The sequence below is a fragment of the Janthinobacterium saanense genome (assembly GCF_014200675.1).
In the GTDB taxonomy this organism is placed as follows: domain Bacteria; phylum Pseudomonadota; class Gammaproteobacteria; order Burkholderiales; family Burkholderiaceae_D; genus Janthinobacterium.
On sequence record NZ_JACHCI010000004.1, the window covers coordinates 256,832 to 280,694 of the forward strand.

Consider the following 23,863-nt stretch of genomic DNA (forward strand, 5'->3'; position numbering starts at 1 on the left):
CTGCATACGCTTTTTTACCGAGTTATTAGATGCACATGCGACATTATTTTCAAGTTGGCCGTTTCGGCTTTCAGCTGCACGGGCAGGGCGCGCAGGCGCTGGTGATGGGCATCCTGAATATCACCCCTGATTCGTTTTCCGATGCGGGCCAGTTTCACAGCCTGGAGTTTGCCCTGTCGCGGGCCGAACAGATGATCGCCGACGGCGTCGACATCATCGATATCGGCGGTGAATCGAGCCGGCCCGGCGCGCCGCCATTGCCCTTGCAAGAGGAATTGCAAAGGGTGATGCCGGTGCTGTATGCCTTGCGCGATTGCGGCAAGCCCTTGTCCGTCGACACATATAAGCCGCAAGTCATGCGCGAAGCCATCCTGGCTGGCGCCGACATGATCAACGATATCAACGCTTTTCGCGCGCCAGGCGCCATCGCTGCCGTGCGCGACAGCGATTGTGCGCTGTGTATCATGCATATGCAGAGCGTGCCTGCCACCATGCAGGACCAGCCCGAATACGAAGACGTGGTGCGCGAAGTCATCGACTTTTTACGCGAGCGCGTGGAGACCATGACGGCGGCCGGCATCGACCGTGAACGCCTGTGTATCGATCCCGGCTTTGGCTTCGGCAAGACGGTGGAACAGAATTACGCCTTGCTGCGCGCCACGCGCCATTTGCGCAGCGAACTGGGCTTGCCTGTATTGGCCGGCCTGTCGCGCAAGTCCATGATAGGTGCCGTCACGGGCCGGCCCGTCGAGCAGCGCCTGGCGGGCAGTCTGGCTGGGGCACTTGTTGCTGTAGCGCAAGGCGCGGAAATTGTACGTGTGCATGATGTTGCGGAGACAGTCGATGCACTGAAGGTCTGGCGCATGGCGCATGCACCGGTCTGAAAATTACTATTAGCTATAAAAAGAAGAGAGTATCTATGAGCCGCAAATATTTTGGTACCGATGGCATCCGTGGCCTGGTGGGCACGGCACCGATCACCCCCGACTTTGTCATGCGCCTCGGCTATGCAGCCGGCAAGGTGTTGGCCAAGTCGCATGGCGCCAAGGTGCGTCCTACCGTGTTGATCGGCAAGGACACGCGCATTTCCGGCTATATGCTGGAAGCGGCGCTGGAGGCGGGATTTTCGGCTGCCGGTGTCGATGTGATGCTGGCCGGCCCCATGCCGACGCCGGCGATTGCCTACCTGACGCGCGCGCTGCGCCTGACGGCTGGCGTGGTGATTTCCGCGTCGCACAATCCTTTCCACGACAATGGCATCAAGTTTTTCTCGGGCCAGGGCACCAAGCTGCCCGACAGCGTGGAGAGCGAGATCGAACTGGCGCTGGACGTAGCCATGGAATGCGTGGCATCGGACAAGCTGGGCCGTGCCAAGCGACTTGATGATGCGCAAGGCCGTTATATCGAGTTTTGCAAAAGCACTTTCCCTAACGAGCTGGACTTGCATGGCTTGAAGATCGTCGTCGATTGCGCGCATGGCGCCGCCTACCATATCGCGCCGCATGTCTTCCACGAACTGGGCGCGGAAGTGATCGCCATCGGCAACAAGCCCGATGGCTTGAACATCAATGCGGGTTTTGGCGCCACGGCGCCCAAGGCCATGGCGGCGGCGGTGGTCGAACATGGCGCCGACCTGGGCATTGCGCTCGATGGTGATGCGGACCGCTTGATCATGTGCGACGCCACCGGCCGTTTGTATAACGGCGACGAGTTGCTGTATCTGATGGTAAAGGACCGCCTGGCCAGCGGCCCCGTGGACGGTGCAGTCGGCACCTTGATGACGAATATGGCGCTGGAAGTGTTGCTCAAGGAAAAAGGCATCGGTTTCGCGCGTGCCAAGGTGGGTGACCGCTACGTGCTGGAAATCATGAAAGAGCGCGGCTGGCTGCTGGGCGGCGAAGGCTCCGGCCACTTGCTGTGCCTGGACAAGCATACGACGGGCGATGGCATCGTCTCGTCGCTGCAAGTGCTGTCGGCGCTCAAGCGCAGCGGCCTGAGCCTGCAGGAATGCCTGGCCGACCTGGTGCTGTTCCCGCAAACCCTGATCAACCTGCGCGTGGCGCCCGGTTTCGACTGGCAGCAAAACGCCGCGATGGTGGCCGAAAAAGCCAGGGTGGAAGAGGAGTTGGGCGATAGCGGCCGCGTGCTGATACGCGCTTCCGGCACCGAGCCGCTGATACGCGTGATGGTGGAAGCGAAGGACAAGGACAAGGCGGAAAGCATGGCCCGTAGAATTGCAGCGCACGTCCCTGTTTAAAGCCGGGGTTTAAGGCAGGAATCGATTTTATTTCCCCTTATTTTGTCTATGGCAATTGACGAAATTGTGGGGAAGCGCTATTATCTTGTCTTCGGAGTGTGGCGCAGCCCGGTAGCGCACCTGGTTTGGGACCAGGGGGTCCAAGGTTCGAATCCTTGTACTCCGACCAAAATATAAGCGGGCTGTCAGAAATGACAGCCCGCTTTTCATTGTGACGCTGTTTGGCAAGGAGCAATTCCGCTGTCATCGAGCATTAGTTACAATGCTGCACCTTTCCGCCCATCGTTCAACGGATAGGACAACGGTCTTCTAAACCGTGAATGGGGGTTCGATTCCCTCTGGGCGGACCAGTATATGCTTCCATATGCCGGTCTCGGACGCCATCTGCAGGCGTTTTCTCTTTCCCGTTTTTCCCCCTTGTTTATGGCTGTGTGTACAGCACGGCAGCGAGCAGATAGACCAGCGGCACCGCACACAAAAGAGTTGCCACCAGCGAATACGTCTTGCGCGTAAATACATGCGCCAGGCGCAGCCGTTCGCGCGTGGGCAAGTCATGGCGGGCTGTGCGGTGTGTGCTTGATTGGGACAAATGTTGATAGTGCATGGAAGGCTCCTCGCGTGGACAATACTGATGCTGTCCAGCATAGCGAGAGAGGCCTAAAAACCGTGTAAATAGCGTGCCCTGGCCTGTAGTGAAGGTGTAAAAGCGCCGGCGCTAGTCGTCCTTGCTGTCCCCATTCTTGTTATTGCCAAACAGGCGATCCTTGGCATTGAGCAGCTTGTGCACCTTGGCGCCCATCTTCATCAGCTGCGCCATCGATTCAGGCGACAGACGCTGCAAATCGTCGAACCAGGTATTGGCCAGGTCGACCAGTTCATACATTTCACGCATGCGCTCCTGCGCATACTGGTCCACGGGTTCCGTGGCCGGCGTCATCAGCGATTCGCGCAGCACCGTGAGGGTGGGCGCCACTTCGCGGCGGCGGCGCTCGGCGGCCACTACGCGGAAGATTTGCCATACATCGCCCAGCGATGAAAAATACTCGCGCCGGTCACCCGGAATGCGCGTCAACCGTATCAATCCCCAGCTCTGCAATTCCTTCAGGCCGATGCTCACGTTCGAGCGCGAAAAACTCAGCTGTTCTGCGATTTCGTCTGCATGCAAAGGTTGCTCAGATACAAACAATAAGGCGTACACTTGCCCAACCGTCCGGTTAAAACCCCAGCGGCTGCCCATCTCGCCGAAGTGGCTGACGAAGGTCAGGATCAGCGGAGTCATGTTGATATGGTGAGTTTTCATAATTAACTGAAATTTTTGCATGCAGTGGAGGCTGGGTCAATTGATATCTGGCACGTTTCGCAGTATTATACAAAATATCGAATTTACAGAGATTTCTGAAAACTCAAGAAGTATCTAATGTCCAAGACGCCACTTTCTTTACCGCAGTTCGACCTTCCCCGTTTTGCCAGCCTGGTGCAGGGCGGCGCCGCCTTGCTGTGGTTGCCGCAGGCGGCCTTGCTGGCCTGGGCCATCGACGCCATGTTGACGGGTTCCCCTTGGCAAGCCGCGCTGGCGCCGGCCGCAGGCGTATTGCTGCTGGGCCTGCTGCGCGCCTGGGCGGAAGCCTGGGGTGCGCGCACCATGTATGCGGCGGCCCGTGTCCACCTGTCCAGCTTGCGTGCGCAAGTGGCGCTTTCCCTGGCGCAGCGTTCGCCGCTGGACCGCCAGCGTGCGCAGTCGGGCCAGGCTGCCAGCGTGATGGCCGAACAGGCCGAAGCCATCGTGCCTTATCTGGTGCGCTACAAACCCACGCGCTGGAAAGTTTTGCTGGTGCCGTTAGTGATACTGGCGGTAGTTCTGTCATTCTCCTGGGTCGCCGCGCTGATTCTGCTGATTGCCGCGCCCTTGATTCCTGTTTTCATGGCCCTGGTCGGCATGGGTGCGCAGGCGGCCAGCCGTGCGCAGATGGTGGAAATGGGCGGCATGAATGCCTTCTTGCTGGACCGCCTGCGTGGCCTGGCCACCTTGCGTGCGCTCGACGCCGTCGACGCCACGGCCAGCCGCCTCGATGAAACGGCGCAATCCTTGCGCCAGCGCACGATGATGGTGCTGCGCATCGCCTTTTTGTCTTCCGCCGTGCTGGAACTGTTTTCCGCGCTGGGCGTAGCCATGGTGGCGGCCTATATCGGTTTTTCACTGCTGGGCACATTCCACTTCGGCAGCTGGGGCCATGTCTTGACCCTGGGCGAGGGCATGTTCATCCTCTTGCTGGCGCCTGCCTTTTTTGAACCGCTGCGTGAACTGGCCGCCGTCTGGCATGACAAGGCGGCCGGCGAGGCGGCCCTGGCCGGTTTGCACGACCTGGCCGCCGAAGGCCTGGCCTTGCCTGGCGGCGCAACTCGTTCTGTTGCACCGGCTGTTTTTTCAGCGCCACCCTCCATCGAGATTCGCCAGCTGCAGTTTGCCCAGTTGGACGAAGCGCCGTTGTTTAGCCAGTTTGACCTGCATGTGCGTGGCGGCGAACACGTGGCCTTGCTGGGCGCCAGCGGCGCTGGCAAGACCAGCTTGCTTTCCTTGCTGGCTGGCTTGCTGCCAGCGAACGGCGGAGAAATCCGCATCGGCGGCGTGCTGATGAGCGATGCCAGCGTGGCGACCTTGCGCCAGCGCATGGCGTGGATGGGCCAGCGTCCGCACGTATTTGCCGCTTCCGTCAGCCAGAACGTGACCCTGGGCCGCGCCGATGCCGACCCGGCAAGCGTGGCTGCCGCGCTGCACCTGGCCGACTTGTCTGCCGTAACCCAGGCACGGCCAGGCGTGATGCTCAGCGATGGCGGCCAGGGACTATCGGGTGGCGAAGCGGTGCGGCTGGCCTTGGCCCGCGTTGCCGTTGCCGTGCAGACGGCGCATGCCGACTTGCTGTTGGTCGATGAGCCGACCGCCCACCTCGACAGCGAAACGGCTAGCCGCGTCACCGACGCCTTGCTGGCCCTGGCCAAGGGCAAGACCATGATTGTTGCCACGCATGATCCCGTATTGGCCAGCCGCTTGCAGCGCAGCATCGCCATCGGCCCGGAGCTGGCAATGCTGGAGGCCTTGCGCGCATGAAATCCTTGTTCTTTCCTCTCAATCCCGTGCTGCGCCAGTTGCTGCTTGCCCAGCCCGGCAAGCTGGTTGCCGGCGCCGTGCTGGCGGCCTTGACGGTGATCGCCGGCATGGCCTTGCTGGGCTTGTCGGGCTGGTTCATCACGGCCACTTCGATTGCCGGCCTGCACACTTCCACCGCCCTGATGTTTGATGTATTCGGTCCTTCGGCCGGCATCCGTTTGCTGGCCATCGGCCGCACCGGCTCGCGCTACGCCGAGCGGCTGGTGACGCACGACGCCACTTTTGCCGCGTTGGCGAATATCCGCGTGGACCTGTTCCGTGGCTGGTCGCTGCCGGAAGCGGGCAATCGTTTGCTGCGCCAGCCTGCCAGGCTGCTGTTTCGCCTGACTGCCGATATCGATGCGCTGGAATCGCTGTATCTGCGCCTGATCGTGCCTGCCTTTACGGCCCTGTGCGCCGCCTTGCTGGCCGGTGTGGCCCTCGGTTTCATGCATGCCGGCATGGGCATCGTGTTTGCCGCCTGGTTGCTGCTGAGCGGCGGTGGCATCAGCGTTCTGCTGATGCGCCGCGCGCAGCGCCACGCCATCGTGCGTTCACGCGCCACCGAGCAATTGCGTTCAGCCACCATCGACCTGGTAGCAGGCCAGACCGACCTGGTGATGGCGGGCCGCATCGATGCTCAACGCGATGTGTTGGCCGGCATCGATGGCGCGCTGGCCCAGGCTGATTTGGAACTGAACCGGCTGGAAACGGGCGCTGGCGCGGCCTACAGCGTGGCCGGCGCGATCACCCTGGCGGCTGTGCTGCTGGCCGTGGCTGCGCTGGTAGACAACCAGGCCATCACGGTGCCGGTGGCGGCGCTGGGCGTGCTCATTGCCCTCACCGCCGTCGAACCGTTTGCCGGCTTGCGCCGTGGCGCGCTGGAAGCAGGGCGCATGTTGCTGGCGATCCGCCGCCTGGGGCCGCGCGTGGCCCCAGCTGGTTCTGCGGCGCCTGATACAGGGGTGACAGAGGACGTGCGCTTCGAGCAAGTGAGCGCCGCCCACGCCGGCAGTGATATTGCCATCGTGCATGGCGTGTCGCTGACGGTAGCCGCTGGCGAGCGGGTGGCCTTGATCGGCCCCAGCGGCGCAGGTAAATCCACCTTGCTGGCGGTGGCGGCGCGTGAAATCGCTGCGCTGGCCGGTAGTTACACTGGGCCGCGCGCCTGCCTGTTCACACAGCGTACCGAGCTGTTCCAGGACAGCGTGCGCGACAACCTGCGCCTGGCAGACCCGCAGGCCGACGACGGTCGGCTGTGGGAAGCGCTGCGGGCGGCGGGCCTGGAGGCGGAAGTGCAGGCCATGACGGGCGGCCTGGACACGCGCTTGGGCGAGGGCGGGCTGGGCCTGTCGGGCGGGCAGTCGCGCCGCTTGGCGCTGGCGCGGCTGTTTTTGCACGAGTCGCCGCTGTGGCTGCTCGATGAAGCCACCGAGGCGCTCAATGCGCTTATCGCGCATGACGTGCTGCTGCGCCTCGCCGCCCGTTGCGAAGGGCGTACCTTGCTGATCGCAACGCACTTGCGGCGCGAAGCTGCGCTGGCGGATCGCCTGATCAGCATCCGCCATGGCCGCATAGTCGCTGATGTGCGGCGCGGTACGGTGGGGTTTGAAGCGGCTTTGCAGAGCTTGCGGGCCGATTGAATGAAGTGGTGCGCTAAAGATGGTGCACTAAAGAAATAAACGTACGGCCTTGTCTTAATAAAAAGTTTACACTTAAGAAATAGAAATACCAAGGAAAAGCAAATGGACCTCGACATTGTTGCATTATCAAGACTGCAATTTGGGCTGACCGCCCTGTACCACTTTATTTTCGTTCCGCTGACCATTGGCCTGTCCGTGATGCTGGCCATCATGGAGACGGTCTACGTGATGACGGGGCGCACCATCTGGCGCGACATGACCAAGTTCTGGGGCGTGCTGTTCGGCATTAACTTTGCCATGGGCGTAGCCACCGGCATCGTCATGGAATTTCAGTTCGGCATGAACTGGAGCTATTACAGCCATTATGTGGGCGATATTTTCGGCGCGCCGCTGGCCATCGAGGGCTTGATGGCCTTCTTCCTGGAAGCGACCTTTGTCGGCATCTTCTTCTTTGGCTGGGATAAATTGTCGGCGCGCGGCCATCTGGCCACGACCTGGCTGGTGGCCATCGGCTCGAACTTCTCGGCCCTGTGGATTTTGATCGCCAACGGCTGGATGCAAAACCCGGTCGGCGCCGCCTTCAATCCGCAAACCATGCGCATGGAAGTGACTGACTTTGGCGCCGTGCTGACCAATCCGGTGGCGCAGGCCAAATTCGTGCATACGGTCTCTGCCGGCTACACGGTGGCCGCCATTTTCGTGCTGGGCGTGTCGGCCTGGTATCTGCTCAAGGGGCGCCACGTGCAGCTGGCCAAGCGCTCGATGACGGTGGCGGCCTCGTTCGGCCTGGCCGCCTCGCTGTCGGTGGTGGTGCTCGGCGATGAAAGCGGTTATCTGTCGTCGGAACATCAAAAGATGAAGCTGGCCGCGATTGAAGCCATGTGGCACACGGAGCCGGCGCCTGCCGCCTTCACGGCCTTCGGTTTCCCCGACCAGAAGGCGCGCGAAACGCATTACGCGATTCATGTGCCGATGGTGATGGGCCTGATCGGCACGCGTTCGCTGTCGACCGAGATTCCCGGCATCAATGAACTGGTCGAACGCGGCGAGTTGCTGATACAGGATGGCATCAAGGCCTATGATGCGCTGCAAACCATCCGCAGCGTGCCGCCCGGTGGCGCGGTGCCGCAAGAGGCCAAGGATATCTTTGAATCGAAAGGCAATTCGCTGGGGTATGCGCTGCTGCTGAAACGTTATGTCGACGATCCGCGCCTGGCCACGCCCGAGCAGATCAGCAAGGCGGCGCAAGACACCGTGCCTGCCGTGGCGCCGCTGTTCTGGTCCTTCCGCGTGATGGTGGGCCTGGGCATGTTCTTCATTGCGCTGACCGCCACCTTCTTTATTTTGTCGGTGCGCCGCACCCTGGACGCCCACCGCTGGCTCTTGAAAGTGGCCGTGTTCGCCATTCCACTGCCGTGGATTGCCGCCGAAGCGGGCTGGATCGTGGCCGAAGTAGGTCGCCAGCCGTGGGTGATCGAAGGCGTGTTGCCGACGGCCGTGGCGGTATCGAACCTGGGCATCACGACCCTGTTGATCACGATTGCCGGCTTTGCCGCAATCTACACCGTGCTGCTGATTATCGAGATGAAGCTGATGCTGAAGGCGATCCGCAAGGGTCCCGACGAAACGGTGCCCGCCGCCGCGCCTTCCGTCACCCGCACTCAACTCGCTTAAGGAGGACCATACCATGATCCTGCATGAAATGATTTCTTACGAAACCCTGCGCCTGATCTGGTGGCTGCTGATCGGCGTGCTGCTGGTCGGCTTTGCCATCACGGACGGCTTCGACCTGGGCACAGGCATTTTGCTGCCGTTCGCCGGCAAGACCGACCTGGAACGCCGCGTCATCATCAACAGCATCGGCCCCGTGTGGGAAGGCAACCAGGTGTGGCTGATACTGGGCGGCGGCGCCATCTTCGCCGCCTGGCCGCAGCTGTACGCGGTGTCGTTCTCGGGCTTTTACCTGGCCATGTTCGTCATTCTGGTGGCGCTGATCTTGCGCCCGGTAGCCTTCAAGTTCCGCAGCAAGCGTGAAGATCCGCGCTGGCGCACCCGCTGGGATGCGGTACTGTTCATCGGCGGCTTCGTACCGGCCCTGATCTGCGGCGTGGCAATCGGCAACGTGCTGCAAGGCGTGCCGTTCCGTTTCTCGTCCGACATGCACATCTTTTATGACGGCAGCTTCTTTGCCCTGCTGAATCCGTTTGCCGTGCTGTGCGGCCTGGTTTCGGTTGCCATGCTGGTCATGCATGGCGCCACCTGGCTGCAATTGAAGACCGATGGCGTGGTGGCTGAGCGCGCGCGCCGCTACGGCAGCGTGGCCGCGATTGCCACCATCGTGCTGTATGCGCTGGCCGGCGTGGCCCTGTGGTTCTGGGTCGATGGCTACCGCATCACCAGCACGGTGGTGGTCGATGGCCCGTCGAACCCCATGCTGAAAACGGCCGAGCTGCATGCCGGCGCCTGGTTCCTCAATTTCGCTGCCCATCCGTGGATCTGGACCGCACCCGTGCTGGGCCTGGCAGCGCCGCTGCTGGCGTTTGCCTTCCAGCGCGCACGCCGCGAAGTGCCGGCCCTGCTGGCCAGCGCGGTCAGTATCGCCGGCATCATCCTCAGCGTGGGCGCGACCATGTTCCCCTTCATTTTGCCATCGTCTATCGACCCGCGCGCCAGCCTGACGGTGTGGGATTCCTCGTCCAGCCACATGACCTTGTTCATCATGCTGGTGGTCACGGCCATCTTTATTCCCCTGATCGTGGCGTACACGAGCTGGGTCTATAAAGTGCTGTGGGGCAAGGTTGATGGCAAGGCCATCGAAGACGGTAACGGCCACGCCTATTGATGGCGCCCGAATTATTTAACGAAAGGAATTAACTATGTGGTATTTCGCCTGGATACTGGGCCTTCCGCTGGCGGCGACTTTCGCCGTGCTCAATGCGATGTGGTACGAAATGGTCGACGGCGACACGACGCCTGAAAAGTACCGCAAGGAATAGTAACAAGCTGCACGCCATGCCGATCCCGGCATGGCGCTCTGGCCTCGCCCGGCGTACGCGTTTGCGTCCGCCTTTGGCGAGGCTTTTTCTTTATCAGAGCAAGATGAATTCGCCGCGGATGCGTAACTTCATGCCGCGTGGCATATCGGCGCCGGCCGCGACCGACCAGGCTGTCACCCACAAGGCGCAGCGTGCACGGGCCAGGGCATCGCCGCGCTGGCGCATGCGTTCGCAGGCCAGGTCAATTCGAGAGGCAAGATACAGGCGCTGATCGATGGGATCGGCTTGTTTGCTGTAGTGGCGCATGGCTATCCTTTCTGTCCCTGCTGCGGCCCGCGGTGTGCATGGCGCTACAGCCATGTACGCAAGGCAGCTGAGTTCGGATTCAGCGGGCGCAAAAAAAGCCACCGCATGGGTGGCTATGGGATTGCCAGTGACAAAGCTAACCTTTGGACTTGCCGGGCAGCTTGGGCGTGGACACGGCAATCGGGTCGCTGGCAGGAAAGCTTTCTTTCAATGCCTCGTCCAGCGCTTCTTCCGCATGGCTTTCCCGCGCCGGGGTGGGGGAATCGCGTTCCGGTGGTGGCGATGGTGTGGCGGCGGCATTGGTTGCCGAATTCATGGCTGAGTTCATTGCTGGCACTCCTCGCTCTGATGATGATTTCAGCTTAGCACACGGCGCAGAAAAGGCGCGCGCCGCAGTTGGCATCCGGCTCTCTGCTACACTGCGCCCATTCTTATTGTCAGAAACGCTCCATGACCACCATTTCCTTGCCCTACCGCGCCACCGCCGACGAAGCCTGTGCCTGGCTGACTTTTCATACGGGTACGCCCTGGACCCTGGCGCGTTTGCTGGAGCAGGGCGGGCAGGCGTACGTGTGGCTCGATTATTCGGCAGAATGGGCGCATTTGTTTGCCGACGGCGTGAAACGTTATGCGGCCCCCATCGTGTTTATCGAAGATAGACAGCACCTGGCTGCCGGTGGCGCCGACGTGCGCCTGCGCCTGACGCGCGATGCGGGCAATTTGCCTATCCAGTTGCCGGGCGAGGGCATGCTTGTGTCCAAGGAAACCTTGCATTTCCAGGAGCGCGACCTGCAGCGCCTGCTGCAAGATTTTCTGCAGCCGCCGCCAGCCGAAACAGAAGCTGTGCCCGTGGTCCTGCCCAGCGCCTTGAAAGGTTTGAGCCGCGAGCAGATATTGATCGCCTTTGCCGGCGTGGGCAAGGTTGACCTGGACCAGGGCATGGCAGGCGGCGTAGGCATCTTTGGCGACGATGGCGCCCGCGTGCGCAAGAATTCGCGCGGCGGCAAGAACAGCCATTTGTGGCATCCCGTCACCCTGGCCTTCGGTTTGCACGATGTACACCGCGTGCCGATGGCGCACCTGAAAAAAGCGTTTGCCACCCAGCCGCTGCTGCGCGACTGGAAGGCGGACTGGCTGGAATCGCTGGCCTTGCTGGGCGAGTAATATTACTTGCCGCTACCAAAAGCGGGTTTTGCCGCCCGCTTGGTCCGGATAGCATCGATTTTTTCCCAGATCAGGGCTAGTTCTTCCTCGCCGGCGCCATGCATGTCGAGCTCATGTGCCAGGCACAGTGCGGCCAGGGTTACCATCACGCCGCCCACTTCCTGTTTCTTGTCGCCCGCTGCGCGGCCAAACACATAATCAACCAGTTGATGGGCTTCCCCGGCCGTGGCGCCGCAGGCTTGCACCAGTTCCAGCGATTCTTCCATGAAACGGTGATTACGCTCTGCGTGGTCAGCGGCCAGTTTTGCGCCAAAACAGGCAGTCATCCATGGTTGTACGCGGGACTGGAAGGAGGGGGAATCTTGCATGCTGTACTCGTTCAAAGTGTGTGTAGGAAACATCGGCAAGCTGCGATGTTACGTGCAACTTGACGATGTTGCCAAGCTTAGCTAGTGGTGAGCATTTCTACCTGTTTGCTAACGCCCACGCCCGGTAGCGCCGGGATCTGGCGTAATGCACGTATGGTCGAAGCGCACGCTCGCGCCACTTCCGCTCCCTTGACCTGGAAATGCTGGAAGAAGAATTGCTGATGTTCTTCTCCCGAGTGGAAGTGGTGCGGTGTCAGCACCGCCGACAGCACGGGCACGCCCGTAGCAAGCTGCACCTGCATCAAGCCTGAAATGACAGCCTCGGCGACGAATTCCATCCGGTAAATGCCGCCATCGACCACCAGCGCCGCTGCCACCACGGCCGCATACTGGCCGGTCTGGGCCAATCGTTGTGCTTGCAGGGGAATTTCAAAGGCGCCAGCGACGTCGAAGAAATCGATGTCTGACTCAAGATAGCCCAGCTCACGGATTTCGGCGATGAAAGACAGACGGCACTGCTCGACGATAGTGCGGTGCCAGCTGGCTTGAATAAAGGCGATACGCCCGCCTGCCTGATCGGATGGGGAGGTGAGAAAAGCTTGTTGTGACATGGTATGACTCCTGTTTTTAGAAATAACAAAAAACAGGGCGTGGATAGATAAGGATGCAATCTGCCGTGACAGGCGTGACTAGCCACAGGGTGCGAGCACACCGATCCTGGCCTGGCATAGGCTGATCCAGGACGCGGTCGATACGCGCACGACATCATCTGCATGAAACATGCATCAAACGTCGATTCCATCCCGCTCTCTCTTTATCCGGACTATACCGTCGGCCCCGGAATCTCACCAGGTCTGCTGACCTTGCCACCCATGTCTGCGACATCAGCAACAAGCGCTCGCGGGCTAGGCATTGAAGCCATTACCGCCGGTGGGGAATTGCACCCCGCCCTGAGAACGTGCCGCGTTGTCGCACAGGGTGCGAGACGCAGCGGCTTGACTATAACATGCTTGTTTGGGATGCTGCCTAGAAAAGTGCCGTACGGCAATTTTCCTTTGATCTGTCAGGTATTTGTTTTGGCAGGTTCTGGCAGAGCGCGGCTTCGAGAAATACATTCACAGCAAATTGACTATTTGCAACAAGTTTGCAGCGCATAATCCCTGCAATCCTGAGGCATCGACCTGCCCCCCAAACTGAATGACAGGTATTGAAATCAGGGCAGCTAAAACCTGAAGCAAGTCAGGCCTTTCGTCATCAGGCACCGAATAGAAATCGAAAAGTGCCGGGGTCGGACCCTGCAGGGTCCGACCCCAGAGTTTGCTTTTGGGGTAAAACGCTAACTGAACAGCATGACAGTCGGTTAGTGAGATTTTTCATATTTCTCTTTAAGAAACACTCTTGAAGCCATCAGTCGTGAATGTCCATTAATGTCCGGCTGCTATCGTGAGTCACTCCGCCCTGGAACGCAAAAAGCCCAACCGTAAGGCTGGGCTTTTTGCTTGAAGAATTCTGGCTCCCCGACCTGGACTCGAACCAGGGACCTGCGGATTAACAGTCCGTCGCTCTACCAACTGAGCTATCAGGGAAAGGCCGCTATTATAGGCAGCTTCTGTCGTTCTGGCAAGTTGCTCGGTTTATATCTCGATCGGGGCCACGTCGGTGCCGATATCGGGGGCCGAGTAGTGCAGGCAGAAATAGATGAAGGCGGCGATGTTGATGGCGACGGTGATCCAGAACAGGATGCGGAATGAGCGCTTGCTGGACTTGTGGCGCAGCCATTGTTGCGCCAGCAGCGCGCCGGGCCAGCCGCACAGCAAGCCCAACAGCAGCAAGGTGCGTTCCGAGGTACGCCAGTTGCCTGCCTTGGCGGCGCGCTTGTCGAGCGCGTAGGCGGCGAAACAGCCCAGGCTCAAGGCGCCATAGATGAGGGCGACAAAGGGCGGAATATGAAAAAAGAAGGTTGCTGCCAGATATAGCAGGATAAAAAACAGGATGGAAAGATAGGCCATGATTGATTCGATGTGCTTGCTTGGTTTGACGGAGACGAACAGCATCATAGCGTATCGGGAGTCTGTATCAAGCGACCTAAAACAAACAGCCCTGCGCAGTGTCCACATGCACGGCGCGGCGCCGGGCATGGCCCGTCTTTTGAGCTTCCCTGTCGCTCGACAGGGAAATGCCTTCCAGCGCCAGCAAGGTTTCCTTGGCCTGCAAGCCGCCCGCAAAACCCGTCAGTTCGCCTGTGGCGCCAATTACCCTGTGGCAGGGGGCGATGATGGAAATGGGATTCTTGCCATTCGCGGCGCCAACGGCGCGCACGGCGGCAGGGCGGCCGATCTGGCGCGCGATCTCGCCATAGCTGCGCGTCTGGCCAAACGGAATGGTCAGCAGCGCCTGCCACACTTGCTGCTGGAATGGTGTGCCGGCAAAATCCAGCGCCACGTCGAATTGCTGGCGCATGCCGGCAAAATACTCGCTTAATTGGCGCGCCGTTTCCAGCAGCAAGGGATGAGTTTTGTCTTCCAGCATTTCGCCCAGGCGCACGCGGTTGGGCTTGTCGTTATGCCACAGGATCGCTGCCAGGCCCGCCTTGTGCGCCGCCACGCGCGCCACCAGCGTCAATTCGCCGACGGGCGAGGGCACCACCATATACCGGTATTCCATGTCGCACCTCGTGGACTCTGCCATTGATTGGACCGCAATGACAGCTAGTTTATCAGGCTGGCAGAGATCGCGAGGCAATGGGCGCTGGGATTTGCTGCTCAGTTGGCTATCGTGTAATACTTGAGCGCTCCATACTACTTTACCGTGCGGGATGTATCGATGACGACGCTTGCTACCTATGACGAGATCCGCAGCATAGCCGCGCGGCTGGTGCACGAACATTACCCGGGCGCCGTGGCGGCCATTATCGGCGGCTCGTTCGCCACTGGCCGGCAAACGGCCAGCTCCGATATCGACTTGCTGCTGTTGTTCGATTACGTAGAGCACGCCTGGCGCTCCACCATCGTTGCCGAAGGACGCACGGTCGAACTGTTCGCGCATGACCTGGCGACCTATGCCTACTTTTGCCGTGAACTCGATGCGCCCGGCGGCAAGGTGCCGCTGGCCATGATGGTGGTCGAAGGTGAAAACATCGTTGCCTCGGGCGCACACTACGCCAGGCTGCAGGCGCTGGCCCAGTCCATCCATGCGGCGGGTCCGCCCGCCTTGACGGCAGTGAACTTGCAGATGCGCCGCTATGAAATCACCACTTTGCTGGAAGACCTGGTCGATAGCCGCCACCCGGGCGAGGCGCTGGCCGTGGCCTGCCGTCTGTATGAATTGCTGGCCGACCTGCATTTGCGGGCGGCGGACCAGTGGAGTGGCGGCGGCAAGCATTTGTACCGCCGGTTGCACGCGTTTGATGCGGTTGTTGCTGAACAGCTCGATGCTGCGCTGCGCCTGCTAGCGAGTGATCTTGCTGCCGGCCAGCAGGCGTATGTGCAACTGGTTGCCAGCGTGCTGGCGCCGGTCGGTGGTCCCTTGCTTCATGGACACAGCCTGCCGGCGCCGGCGCACTGGCGCAGCGAGGTGGAATGATTAGAATGCGCTGCGTACCGCCAGACTGATGTTGCGCGGTTCGCCCCAGAACACGCCGTCAAAGAAGCCCACGTTGCGGTAATACTTCTTGTCCAGCAGGTTATTGACGTTCAGTTGCACGCTGGCGTGCTTGCCGATGGCGTAGCTGCCCATCAGGTTGAACAATGCATACGCGCCTTGCGGAATATTCGTCGTCGCACCTGCCGGTGGCCGGCCATACCACGCTACGCTGTAGGTGGCGCTTTGTGCCGTCATGCTGGCGCCCGCCCGCAAGCCATTCAATGCGCCATCAAAACGGTAGCTGGTGGCCAGGCGCAGCAAATGGCGTGGCTGGTTGGTGGCGGCGCGCTGCCCATCGGCTTCGGCCGCGTGCAGATAGGTGTAGCCGCCGTTCGCTTCCCAGGCGGGCGTGATCTGGCCGGACAGGTCGAGCTCGACGCCCTTGGCCGTGATGCCGTCGCCATTGGCCACCATGGCCTGGCCGCCATCGGGCAAGAGAAAGCCGGGCGGCACCGTGCGGTCCAGTTCAGCCAGGTTCTTTTTCTTCGTGTGGAACAGGGCGGCTGATGCGTTCAGCTTGCCTTCATAGAATTCGCCCTTGATGCCCAGCTCGGCATTGTCGCCCGTTTCCGGCGGCAAGAACTTGTTGTTGCGGTCCTTGCTGGTTTGCGGATTGAACAGCTGGGTGAAGCTGGCATAGATGGAATACTGTTTGTTGATATCGAATACCACGCCCGCATAGGGCGTGATTTCATTGCGCGTCTCGGCAAAGTCGCTGGTATCGATGAATCTGCCTTGCGTGTCGTAGTTGCGCGTGTCCGTGCGGTAGGTGCTGCTGCGCGCGCCGACGATGACGTGCAAGGGGTCTGCCAGGCTCAGGCGGGTGGCCACATAGCCGCCCGCCAGGCGCGTTACCGTTTCGCTGTGGGAGCCGTCTGGATGGAAGATGGGGCGCGGGATATTGCCGGTCCAGCTGCGGTAGTCGGGGATCTGTACCGGGTAATTGATCTCGGCCTCGCCGCCGAGCGAGCGCGCGCGCTGCTTGCCGCCGTTCCAGCCGATGATGGCCGTATGTTTGCGCCCCAGCAAGGTGAATGGCCCACTGGCATAGGCGTCGAAATTGTCTGCCGTCGTTTTACCCTCGCCCCAGGCGCCCGTCCACAAGCGCATGCCGGCCCCGGTGGCAGGGTTGGGATAGCCTGCGCCCGCATAGGCGACGGTGGTGCGGTTGCTGCTTTCCGTGCGCGCATAGCCGAGGTGCAGCGTCCAGTTGCCGGGCAGGCGCTGGTCAAGCGAAGTGAACACCGTGTGCTGTTTGTTGGCCCAGGTGCTCCAGGGTGTCGTGAAACTGGTGTTGCGCGGCATATGGGCCAGGCTGCCATCGGCATTCCAGTAGGGTACGGCGCCCCAGGTGGCGCCGGTCGGCGTGTTGTCCTGGAAGTCAAAGCCAAACGTCAGCAAGGTGCCTGGGCGCAAGTCCGCTTCGACGATGGCCATGCCGACGGTCTTGCGCTCATGGTACATGTCCAGATAGGAATCGCGCCGCTGCTTGGCCAGGGCGGCACGGCCGCGCACGCTGCCATCCTGGTTCAAAGGCGTGGAAATGTCGGCTTCCACGCGCTGGTCGTCCCAGCGGCTTATGATGAGGCCGGCGCTGGCCTGGAAGGTTTTGGTGGGGCGCTTGCGCACCATATTGATGGTGGCAGACGGGTCGCCCTTGCCACCCATCAAGCCGCTTGCGCCGCGTATCACTTCGATGCGGTCATACAGAATAGTGTCTTGCAGCGGCGCATTGCCGCCGCGCGGCATGCCATCGATCTGGATGTTATTGATGCCGAAACCGCGTGCATAAAAAGTCGTGCGTTCCGTGTCATTCTGGCCCACCTGGATGCCGGTCGTTTGCGCCAGCGCCTGATCCAGGCGTATGGCGCCCAGGTCGTCGAGCAGCTGGCGCGTGATGATGCTGACCGATTGCGGCGTTTCGCGCAGCGACAAGTCCATGCGCGTGGCGCTGCGCATTTCGCCGGCCGTGTAGGAGCCCGTGCCTTCGGTGGTCGATGGCCCCTGGCCGGTGACAGTGATGGCTGGCATGGTCACGTCGCTATCGGTGTCGGCGGCGTGCACGGACAGGCTGCTGGCGGCGATGGCCAGCAAGGCCAGATGCAGCAAACGGGGCAGGGGACGCAGGTGGAGGCGAAACGCGGGAGTGTTGAAATGCGGGGTGGATGTTGACGTTGAAGGCATTATTTTCCTGGCTGTTTTCTATGGTGATTTCCTGTCTCGTTTGCTGGAGGGCTGTGCCGCCCTGAAGTCTGGCTTGGAATGACGTGGGCTATGGTGATGTTTAAATTATGCGAATAAGAATCATTATCAATATACTTCTTATTTTTTCATTAAGCAAGCGTGCCTGCCTCTGGGATGACTGCTGGCAGAGGTATCGCTGAACGGGTTTTTTGTGCTTCTGCCATAATGCTGGCAAGTAAAAATATTCTTACAGAGAAAGAAATGCATGCGTACATGGATAGCGGGTGCCGGTTTGTGCTGTGTCGTGTTGCTGGGCCATGCCCAGGAGCACGCGGCGCCGCTGCCCGTGCCGCCTGCCGCAGTGCAAGCGCCGCAGCAAGAGCTGACGGAAGCGGCGCCGCAAACCGTGACGGTCACGGCGACCAGCGACGCCAGGCCGCCGCGCGTGCGTTTCACGGCGTATGAGGAAAGTTACCAGACGGCCAAGAAAGTATGGGAAGTGTCGAAGGGCAGCGTGGTGATGGCCTTGCGCCTGATTCCTGCCAAATTGAACGCCACCATAGCCGATGTGCGCGTGGCCTTGAAGGGCAATGGCGCGGCTATCCCGGTCAAGGTGTCTGAAGGTGGCGTGTTTGTCGTGCCGCTGAACGCCGATGTTGCGGCGCAAGATGGAATCTTTCTGGTGAACAAGGAAAAGGGTGAATTGACGGCAAGCATGGTGATCCAGCCGGCCGTCGCGCAAGATGCGTGGAACGTCACGCGGATTGCGCAAGTCTTGCATGACGCCAAGCGCGCCGTGCGGGCCATCACCCCGTGGTACAAAAAGCCGTTCGCCAAGGATGTGGAATCGCTGGCGTTTTGCGCGGCCGAGCAGGGCAGTGCCCTGCAACTGGTGGAGGGCGAACAGCTGATCGCCACCTTGCCGATGAACGAGCCAGCCGTCAACGATATCAATATGCCCGTGTTTTGCAAGATATTCGATGGCGAGGATAAGTATCCTGGCCATTACCGCATGGTATTGCCGGAGCACACCACGGTCTTGCTGCTATAGTCAGATCAGTTGCTATGCTGCTGTGCCAGTTCCAGCGCGGCGGCCAGGGCCATGTCCATCGTGCCCTGATGAAACAGCAGCCATTGCGGCAGCAGGCTCAGCGCATGGCGGCCTTGCGCCAGATCCCCTTCATCGACAGCGGCCCAGGCATGATGCAAGCCGCACAGCACGCGTGCATGCTGCTCGCGGTGATGGGGCAAGGAAGGAAAACCGATTTCCTCCATCAAGTCTTCTTCCTCGCGGAAATCACGCTCGACGGCGGCGATCAGCTCGCGAAACGCTGCGGAAAATTGCGGGTCTTCCAGTGGCGCCAGGCGTGCAATGGCAGAAAACAGCGCCGCGTGCGCTTCATCAATCGCTGGAATTCCCAGCGCCATCTCTTCGTTCCATGTGTCCATGACAGGCTCCTGCTTGGGTTCATCATGATGCTGACTGAGCCACGCCAGTGTGCGTCTCGCGTACACATAAAACGATGATCTATATCAAAAGTGTGGACGATTCTGTGCAGGCTGATGTGTATTCAGCCTGCGTCCATTTCCACGCCTGACGATGCTAGCGCTGTGGCCAGCGGCTCCACATGGCTTGGGCATCGACATTCGGGATATGGATGTTTTGAACGATCTGGCCTTGCAGGGGGGCGCGCACTATCACGGGCAACAGCATCAGCGCAGACAGGGCAAGGCAGGCCAGCACTTTGAGCGTCAACATGATCGTCTCCTGGTTTGCCGGCGGCGGCGCGGGGTGCGGCGCTTGCCGGTCATTCCAACTACTTATCACGTCTTCAGTGTAGTGCGCCTGATGTAAACGTCAACAAAATGCTGTGTTGCGCTGCCGCAAGATACATGCATCTGTGATGCTGCAGCTTAATAGACGTCGCGGCGATAGCGCCCCTCCGCCATCAGAGTGTCCAGGCCTACCTGACCCAGCAGTTCCAGCAGGACGCCATCGACGCCGGCCGCCATGCCTTGCAGGCTGCCACAGACATACACGATGGCGCCGTCCGCCAGCCAGGCGTGCAGTTCGCCGGCGTTGGCGCGCAGGCAATCCTGCACGTATTTTTGTGCTGCGCCGTCGCGTGAAAAGACGCGGTCCAGGCGCGCCAGGTGGCCCTCTGCCAGCCAGCCTTCCAGTTCCGCCGCACAGATGCTGTCCACCGCTTGCTGGCGCTCGCCGAAGATCAGCCAGTTGCGGGCCAAACCCGCTTCCTTGCGGGCGCGCAAGTGCGAACGCAGGCCGGCCAGGCCGGAGCCGTTGCCCAGATAAATGCACGGTACATCGTCCAGCGCAGGGGCGAAGGCGGGATTGGCTTGCAGGCGCAATGCCAGCTCGCTGCCGATAGTGGCGTAATGCGTGAGCCAGCCCGAGGCGATGCCATAACCGCCGTTTTCAAGACCGTCATGGCGCTGCTGGCGCACCAGCAACTGGATTTCACCATCGCCGGGCAGCGAGGCCAGCGAGTAGCTGCGCGGCGCATGCGGTGTTTCCTTGTCGCCAGGCGGCACGATTTCGGCCAGCGCACCGGCTTCCCAGGTGGCATCGGCAGGGCCTTGCAAGGCGATTTCATACAGCTGGCCGCCCTGGCTGCCCGGATTGAGCAGCACGCGGCGAGTCAAACGCCAGTTCGCATACGAGGCTACTTCCTGCACGCCTATGGCGTCGATGGGGCTGCCGCTGCATTGCGCCAGCGCTTGCGACCACTGCGCCAGTGCGGCCGGGTCGTGCTTGTCCACTTCGATCAGCGGGAACAGCGGCCTGGCGCCCAAATGAATCAACTGCGCATTGAGCGCGTGGCCAAAACCGCAGAACTGGCTGTAATGGCGGTCGCCCAGGGCCAGCAAGCCAAACTCCAGGCCAGCCAGCGTGTCCTTGCCTGTTTGCAGCAGGCGCGCGAAACGGCGCGTGCCGTCCGGTGCTTCGCCTTCGCCAAAGGTGCTGGCGACGATCAGCGCCCGTTCATACTGGCGCAGTTGCGCCGGGGTCAATTGATCGAGGGCACGCACGTCCACCGGCACGCCAGCTTGCTGCAGGGCGCGCGCGCTTTCCAGCGCCAGGCGTTCGGCCTGGCCCGACTGGCTGGCGTAGGCCACCAGGGTCGGCAAGCCCGCTCCCGCGCAGCCTGGTGCGGCGGCGCCCAGCATGGCGCGCTGCGACTGAACAGCCCGTTTGGCCTTGCGGCGGCCCAGGTATAACAGCCAGCCGGTGATGGCGAACAGGGGCAGGCCCAGGGCGGCCAGCATCATAATGATGCGGCCCGGCAAGCCAAAATACGTGCCCATGTGCAGCGGATAAATAATGCTGACCAGGCGGGAGCCGAGCGCCTGCTGCCCGTAGCGTTCGTCTTTCGTGATGCGGCCATCCTGCGCCATGAGCGCCATGGTATTGCGGGCGCGCTCATGCGGTGCGTCGGCGGCCAGCCAGCTCATTTGCACGGCGTCGCCGGCACGGGCCGGCATGCGCACGGTGGCCAAAGTCCAGGCGCCGGCCTGGTGCTGGAAGGCGTTCCAGGCCACGCTGACATCGACCGCTTCCGCCGCTTTCTTCACTTTGGGCGGGCCTTTTTTCGTTTGCGCCGGCGCTTCGCGTGGCGGCTTGCCGGCCCAGGCGTCGATATTGTCGCGCACCACGTCGTAGCTCCAGTAAATGCCGGTGGTGGTCAGCGCCAGATACACCAGCAAGCACCAGGTGCCGGCCACGGCGTGCAGATTCCACAAAAAGGAGCGGCCTTTCAATGCCGGATCGAAAGTGAGCCAGGTGCGCCAGTCCAGCGGACGGCGCGGCCAGCGCAGATACAGTCCCGACAACGCCAGGCCCAGCAGGCACAGGGCCAGCGCGCCAGCCACCTTGCGGCCCGGTTCGCGCGGCAGCAGCAGCCAGCGGTGCAAGGACTCGGTCCATTCAAAGAAGCCTGCGCCCTGCAAATCTGGCTGGGTTGCTCCCGTGTAAGGGTGGATATAAATCGACTCGCCGCGGCGCTGGCCCTCTTTGGGGGCAAAGAACAGGCGCGGCGCGGCGCCCGCTTGCGCATACATGGTGATGGAGGCCACTTTCTGGCCATGCTCGCGCTCGGCAATCTGGCTCAGTTGGGCTGGTGTCAACACGGCATGGTTTTCCACCGCGACATGGCGTACGCCAGGATTCAATGCATCGAGGATTTCATCCTTGAACGCCAGGGTGGCGCCGCTCAGGCCGATGATGACCAGCACCGTGCCGGCCGTGATGCCGATAAACCAGTGCAGCTGAAACCACAGCTGCTTCCAGCTCCAGTTTCCGCCCCAGCGCGCTTTCAACTGGCGCGTTTCTGTCTGGACGGCGGCCAAGGGGACGGTATCGCTGGCGCGGGCGGAGCGCAGGCTGGCGGCGGTGGAGGCGGTGTTCATCGATCGGCTTTCAAGAGTTCTATTTGAAGCTGCCACGGCGCAGGCCAGGCTGAGTCGCGCATAGTATCGCAAATGAGAACCATTCGCAAACAATCTCTCATTCTCAATCAGGGACAATTTACAATCCGCCAATTATGTGTGAAAATGAAAATCATTCTCATCCGTACACTTTTTTTATCTGCCCTGTCCGTGTCCATCGCCCTGTCTCCCAACGCCGCGTTTGCCAATTTGTATAGCAGCCACCATGGCTGGCTGTATCAATGGCTGTGGCGTAAACTCGGTTGCCGCGATGGCGCGGCCGACCTGGCGCAAGACACCTTCGTGCGCATGCTGGCCACGCAGTCGGCCGACAGCTTGCGCGAACCGCGCGCCTATCTGAGCACGGTAGCCAATGGCTTGCTGGTCAATCACTGGCGCCGGCTCAGCCTGGAACGCAGCTTTCTGGCCGCGCTGGCCAGCCGTCCCGAGCTGACGGCGCCGTCGCCCGAAGAGCGGGCGCTGGTGGTGGAAACCTTGACCCGCATCGACGCTATGCTCCACACCTTGTCGCCGCGCGCGCGCCAGGCTTTTTTGCTGGCGCAGATCGATGGCCTGACCTACGCCCAGATCGCCACGCAGCTGGACGTGTCGGAGCGGATGGTCAAGAAATACATGGCGCAAGCGATGTTGCAATGCATGCTGAGCATGGATGACGCCGGGTGAACAGCGCGCGCCGGGCCGACGCAGAGAGCGAGTATCTGGTCTTGCAGGAAGCGGCGGAGTGGTTTGCCGTGTTGCGCGCAGACGATGCGGCGTTGGCCGACCAGCTGGAATGGCAGCGCTGGCACGACGCCTCGCCCAGCCACCGCGCCGCCTGGCGCCGGGTAGAAGCCGTCAGCGCCGAATTTCAATTGCTGCCCGGCGAACCGGCCCGTATCGCGCTCGATGAAGTGGGGCCGCGCGCACGCAATGATGGCCGACGCGCTGCCATCAAGGGCGTGATGCTGCTGTGTTTGACGGCCGGCCTGGGCGGCGCGGTATTTGGACGGCGCGATACACGCAACTGGCTCGCCGGCCTGAACGCGCAGCAGGGCACCAGGGTGGGCGATATCCGCCAGTTGGTCCTGGCCGATGGCGGCGCCTTGTGGCTCAACACGAACACTTCCCTCGACATCGATTACACGCCGGCCCTGCGCCGCATCGCCCTGTACTCGGGCGAAATCCTGATCACGACGGCGCAAGACAGCCAGCAGCCAGCCCGTCCGCTGGTGGTCGACGTGCTGCATGGCCGCTTGCGCGCACTGGGTACGCGCTTTACCGTGCGCACCAGTGCAGACGCCACCTTGCTTTCCGTCTACGAGGGCAAGGTGCAAGTCGAGCCGCGTGAAGGCGGCGGCACGCGCATCGTGGCGGCCGGCGCGCAACTGCGTTTCGATGCCGCTTCCATCGGCCAGCCCTATCCGCTTGACGACAATGCCACGGCCTGGACCGAACACCGCTTGATGCCGGACCAGATGCGGCTCGATGATTTCCTCGCTGAACTATCACGCTACCGGCGCGGCCACCTGGGCTGCGCACCCGAAGTTGCTCATCTGCGCCTGGTTGGCAGTTATCCGCTGGCTGACACCGACCGCATCCTGGCCGCTTTGGCAGCCACTTTGCCGGTGCGCGTGCGCCGTCTCCACGACTGGTGGGTGACGGTGGAAGCGGCGCCTCTGGAAAAATAAGTCAACTCATTTTTAACTTATTTT

General features: G+C 61.3%; 24 protein-coding genes, 3 tRNA genes and 1 riboswitch. Of the genes, 14 read left to right on the plus strand and 13 right to left on the minus strand.

All coding sequences use genetic code 11. The annotated features are described in order from the left end of the window. Positions 1-35: 35 nt before the first annotated feature. The 4 genes from folP to HDE72_RS08330 all read left to right on the plus strand — a co-directional run bounded on the left by folP (position 36) and on the right by HDE72_RS08330 (position 2,607). Positions 36-884 (plus strand): dihydropteroate synthase, encoded by an 849-nt coding sequence (folP, locus tag HDE72_RS08315; RefSeq protein WP_183738789.1) that lies wholly within the window; start codon positions 36-38, stop codon positions 882-884. Between the two features lie 35 nt (positions 885-919). Continuing rightward, positions 920-2,257 (plus strand): phosphoglucosamine mutase, encoded by a 1,338-nt coding sequence (glmM, locus tag HDE72_RS08320; protein ID WP_183738792.1) that lies wholly within the window; start codon positions 920-922, stop codon positions 2,255-2,257. 92 nt (positions 2,258-2,349) lie between these two features. Further along, positions 2,350-2,426, plus strand: a tRNA-Pro gene (locus HDE72_RS08325). Between the two features lie 106 nt (positions 2,427-2,532). Further along, positions 2,533-2,607, plus strand: a tRNA-Arg gene (locus HDE72_RS08330). Positions 2,608-2,678: 71 nt separating this feature from the next. On the opposite strand, the gene HDE72_RS08335 is transcribed toward HDE72_RS08330, so the two are convergent. Together HDE72_RS08335 and HDE72_RS08340 are read right to left on the minus strand one after the other, a co-directional pair. Beyond that, a complete protein-coding gene (locus HDE72_RS08335) occupies positions 2,679-2,861 on the minus strand; it encodes a hypothetical protein (RefSeq protein WP_183738795.1) in 183 nt (60 codons plus the stop codon). A gap of 111 nt (positions 2,862-2,972) precedes the next feature. Further along, positions 2,973-3,536, minus strand: a complete 564-nt coding sequence (locus HDE72_RS08340; protein ID WP_183738798.1) for a GbsR/MarR family transcriptional regulator — start codon at positions 3,534-3,536, stop codon at positions 2,973-2,975. A 138-nt stretch (positions 3,537-3,674) separates the two neighbouring features. Here HDE72_RS08340 and cydD point away from each other — a divergent pair, with 138 nt between their 5' ends. The 5 genes from cydD (at position 3,675) to cydX (ending at position 10,041) form a co-directional block, all read left to right on the plus strand. Beyond that, on the plus strand, positions 3,675-5,363 hold the full coding sequence (gene cydD, locus HDE72_RS08345) for a thiol reductant ABC exporter subunit CydD (RefSeq protein ID WP_183738801.1): 1,689 nt from the start codon (positions 3,675-3,677) through the stop codon (positions 5,361-5,363). Then, on the plus strand, positions 5,360-7,045 hold the full coding sequence (locus tag HDE72_RS08350) for an amino acid ABC transporter ATP-binding/permease protein (protein WP_183738804.1): 1,686 nt from the start codon (positions 5,360-5,362) through the stop codon (positions 7,043-7,045). The genes cydD and HDE72_RS08350 overlap by 4 nt, the downstream gene beginning before the upstream one ends. A gap of 102 nt (positions 7,046-7,147) precedes the next feature. Then, the gene (locus HDE72_RS08355) at positions 7,148-8,719 is read left to right on the plus strand and encodes a cytochrome ubiquinol oxidase subunit I (RefSeq protein WP_183738807.1); all 1,572 of its coding nucleotides are present in this window, start codon (positions 7,148-7,150) and stop codon (positions 8,717-8,719) included. A gap of 13 nt (positions 8,720-8,732) precedes the next feature. Continuing rightward, the gene (gene cydB / locus HDE72_RS08360) at positions 8,733-9,887 is read left to right on the plus strand and encodes a cytochrome d ubiquinol oxidase subunit II (protein ID WP_183738810.1); all 1,155 of its coding nucleotides are present in this window, start codon (positions 8,733-8,735) and stop codon (positions 9,885-9,887) included. 34 nt (positions 9,888-9,921) lie between these two features. Continuing rightward, positions 9,922-10,041, plus strand: a complete 120-nt coding sequence (gene cydX, locus HDE72_RS08365; RefSeq protein ID WP_183738812.1) for a cytochrome bd-I oxidase subunit CydX — start codon at positions 9,922-9,924, stop codon at positions 10,039-10,041. 93 nt (positions 10,042-10,134) lie between these two features. Here the strand turns inward: cydX and HDE72_RS08370 are convergent, their stop codons facing one another. Continuing rightward, positions 10,135-10,347 (minus strand): hypothetical protein, encoded by a 213-nt coding sequence (locus HDE72_RS08370; RefSeq protein WP_183738814.1) that lies wholly within the window; start codon positions 10,345-10,347, stop codon positions 10,135-10,137. Positions 10,348-10,483: 136 nt separating this feature from the next. Then, positions 10,484-10,663 (minus strand): hypothetical protein, encoded by a 180-nt coding sequence (locus HDE72_RS08375; RefSeq protein ID WP_183738817.1) that lies wholly within the window; start codon positions 10,661-10,663, stop codon positions 10,484-10,486. A 134-nt stretch (positions 10,664-10,797) separates the two neighbouring features. Here HDE72_RS08375 and HDE72_RS08380 point away from each other — a divergent pair, with 134 nt between their 5' ends. Beyond that, complete coding sequence (locus tag HDE72_RS08380) at positions 10,798-11,511, plus strand: hypothetical protein (RefSeq protein ID WP_183738820.1); 714 nt, start codon at positions 10,798-10,800, stop codon at positions 11,509-11,511. Between the two features lie 2 nt (positions 11,512-11,513). Here the strand turns inward: HDE72_RS08380 and HDE72_RS08385 are convergent, their stop codons facing one another. The 5 genes from HDE72_RS08385 to HDE72_RS08405 all read right to left on the minus strand — a co-directional run bounded on the left by HDE72_RS08385 (position 11,514) and on the right by HDE72_RS08405 (position 14,543). Continuing rightward, the gene (locus HDE72_RS08385) at positions 11,514-11,879 is read right to left on the minus strand and encodes a hypothetical protein (RefSeq protein WP_183738823.1); all 366 of its coding nucleotides are present in this window, start codon (positions 11,877-11,879) and stop codon (positions 11,514-11,516) included. A 77-nt stretch (positions 11,880-11,956) separates the two neighbouring features. Then, entirely contained in the window at positions 11,957-12,490 is a 534-nt protein-coding gene (locus HDE72_RS08390; protein WP_183738826.1) for a 6,7-dimethyl-8-ribityllumazine synthase, read from the minus strand. Between the two features lie 190 nt (positions 12,491-12,680). Further along, positions 12,681-12,841, minus strand: a riboswitch (FMN riboswitch). A 548-nt stretch (positions 12,842-13,389) separates the two neighbouring features. Further along, positions 13,390-13,465 (minus strand) — tRNA-Asn (locus HDE72_RS08395). A gap of 48 nt (positions 13,466-13,513) precedes the next feature. After that, the gene (locus tag HDE72_RS08400; protein ID WP_183738829.1) at positions 13,514-13,888 is read right to left on the minus strand and encodes a DUF1294 domain-containing protein; all 375 of its coding nucleotides are present in this window, start codon (positions 13,886-13,888) and stop codon (positions 13,514-13,516) included. Positions 13,889-13,964: 76 nt separating this feature from the next. Then, positions 13,965-14,543: a methylated-DNA--[protein]-cysteine S-methyltransferase gene (locus tag HDE72_RS08405; protein ID WP_183738832.1), complete on the minus strand. Its 579-nt coding sequence runs from the start codon at positions 14,541-14,543 to the stop codon at positions 13,965-13,967. Positions 14,544-14,702: 159 nt separating this feature from the next. Between HDE72_RS08405 and HDE72_RS08410 the strand changes: the two genes are divergently transcribed. Beyond that, a complete protein-coding gene (locus tag HDE72_RS08410; protein ID WP_183738835.1) occupies positions 14,703-15,461 on the plus strand; it encodes a nucleotidyltransferase domain-containing protein in 759 nt (252 codons plus the stop codon). On the opposite strand, the gene HDE72_RS08415 is transcribed toward HDE72_RS08410, so the two are convergent. After that, positions 15,462-17,705 carry a TonB-dependent siderophore receptor gene (locus tag HDE72_RS08415; protein ID WP_183738837.1) on the minus strand — a complete coding sequence of 748 codons (2,244 nt, stop codon included), beginning with the start codon at positions 17,703-17,705 and terminating at the stop codon, positions 15,462-15,464. A gap of 265 nt (positions 17,706-17,970) precedes the next feature. Here HDE72_RS08415 and HDE72_RS08420 point away from each other — a divergent pair, with 265 nt between their 5' ends. Continuing rightward, positions 17,971-18,756 carry a hypothetical protein gene (locus tag HDE72_RS08420; protein WP_183738840.1) on the plus strand — a complete coding sequence of 262 codons (786 nt, stop codon included), beginning with the start codon at positions 17,971-17,973 and terminating at the stop codon, positions 18,754-18,756. Positions 18,757-18,761: 5 nt separating this feature from the next. On the opposite strand, the gene HDE72_RS08425 is transcribed toward HDE72_RS08420, so the two are convergent. The 3 genes from HDE72_RS08425 to HDE72_RS08435 all read right to left on the minus strand — a co-directional run bounded on the left by HDE72_RS08425 (position 18,762) and on the right by HDE72_RS08435 (position 22,133). Next, complete coding sequence (locus HDE72_RS08425) at positions 18,762-19,154, minus strand: bacteriohemerythrin (RefSeq protein ID WP_183738843.1); 393 nt, start codon at positions 19,152-19,154, stop codon at positions 18,762-18,764. Positions 19,155-19,308: 154 nt separating this feature from the next. Continuing rightward, a complete protein-coding gene (locus tag HDE72_RS08430; protein ID WP_183738847.1) occupies positions 19,309-19,464 on the minus strand; it encodes a hypothetical protein in 156 nt (51 codons plus the stop codon). A 155-nt stretch (positions 19,465-19,619) separates the two neighbouring features. Continuing rightward, complete coding sequence (locus tag HDE72_RS08435) at positions 19,620-22,133, minus strand: PepSY domain-containing protein (protein WP_183738850.1); 2,514 nt, start codon at positions 22,131-22,133, stop codon at positions 19,620-19,622. 144 nt (positions 22,134-22,277) lie between these two features. Here HDE72_RS08435 and HDE72_RS08440 point away from each other — a divergent pair, with 144 nt between their 5' ends. Beyond that, a complete protein-coding gene (locus tag HDE72_RS08440; protein ID WP_183738854.1) occupies positions 22,278-22,835 on the plus strand; it encodes a sigma-70 family RNA polymerase sigma factor in 558 nt (185 codons plus the stop codon). Further along, positions 22,832-23,839, plus strand: coding sequence for a FecR domain-containing protein (locus tag HDE72_RS08445; protein WP_183738857.1), 1,008 nt, complete (start codon positions 22,832-22,834; stop codon positions 23,837-23,839). The genes HDE72_RS08440 and HDE72_RS08445 overlap by 4 nt, the downstream gene beginning before the upstream one ends. Positions 23,840-23,863: the final 24 nt, after the last annotated feature.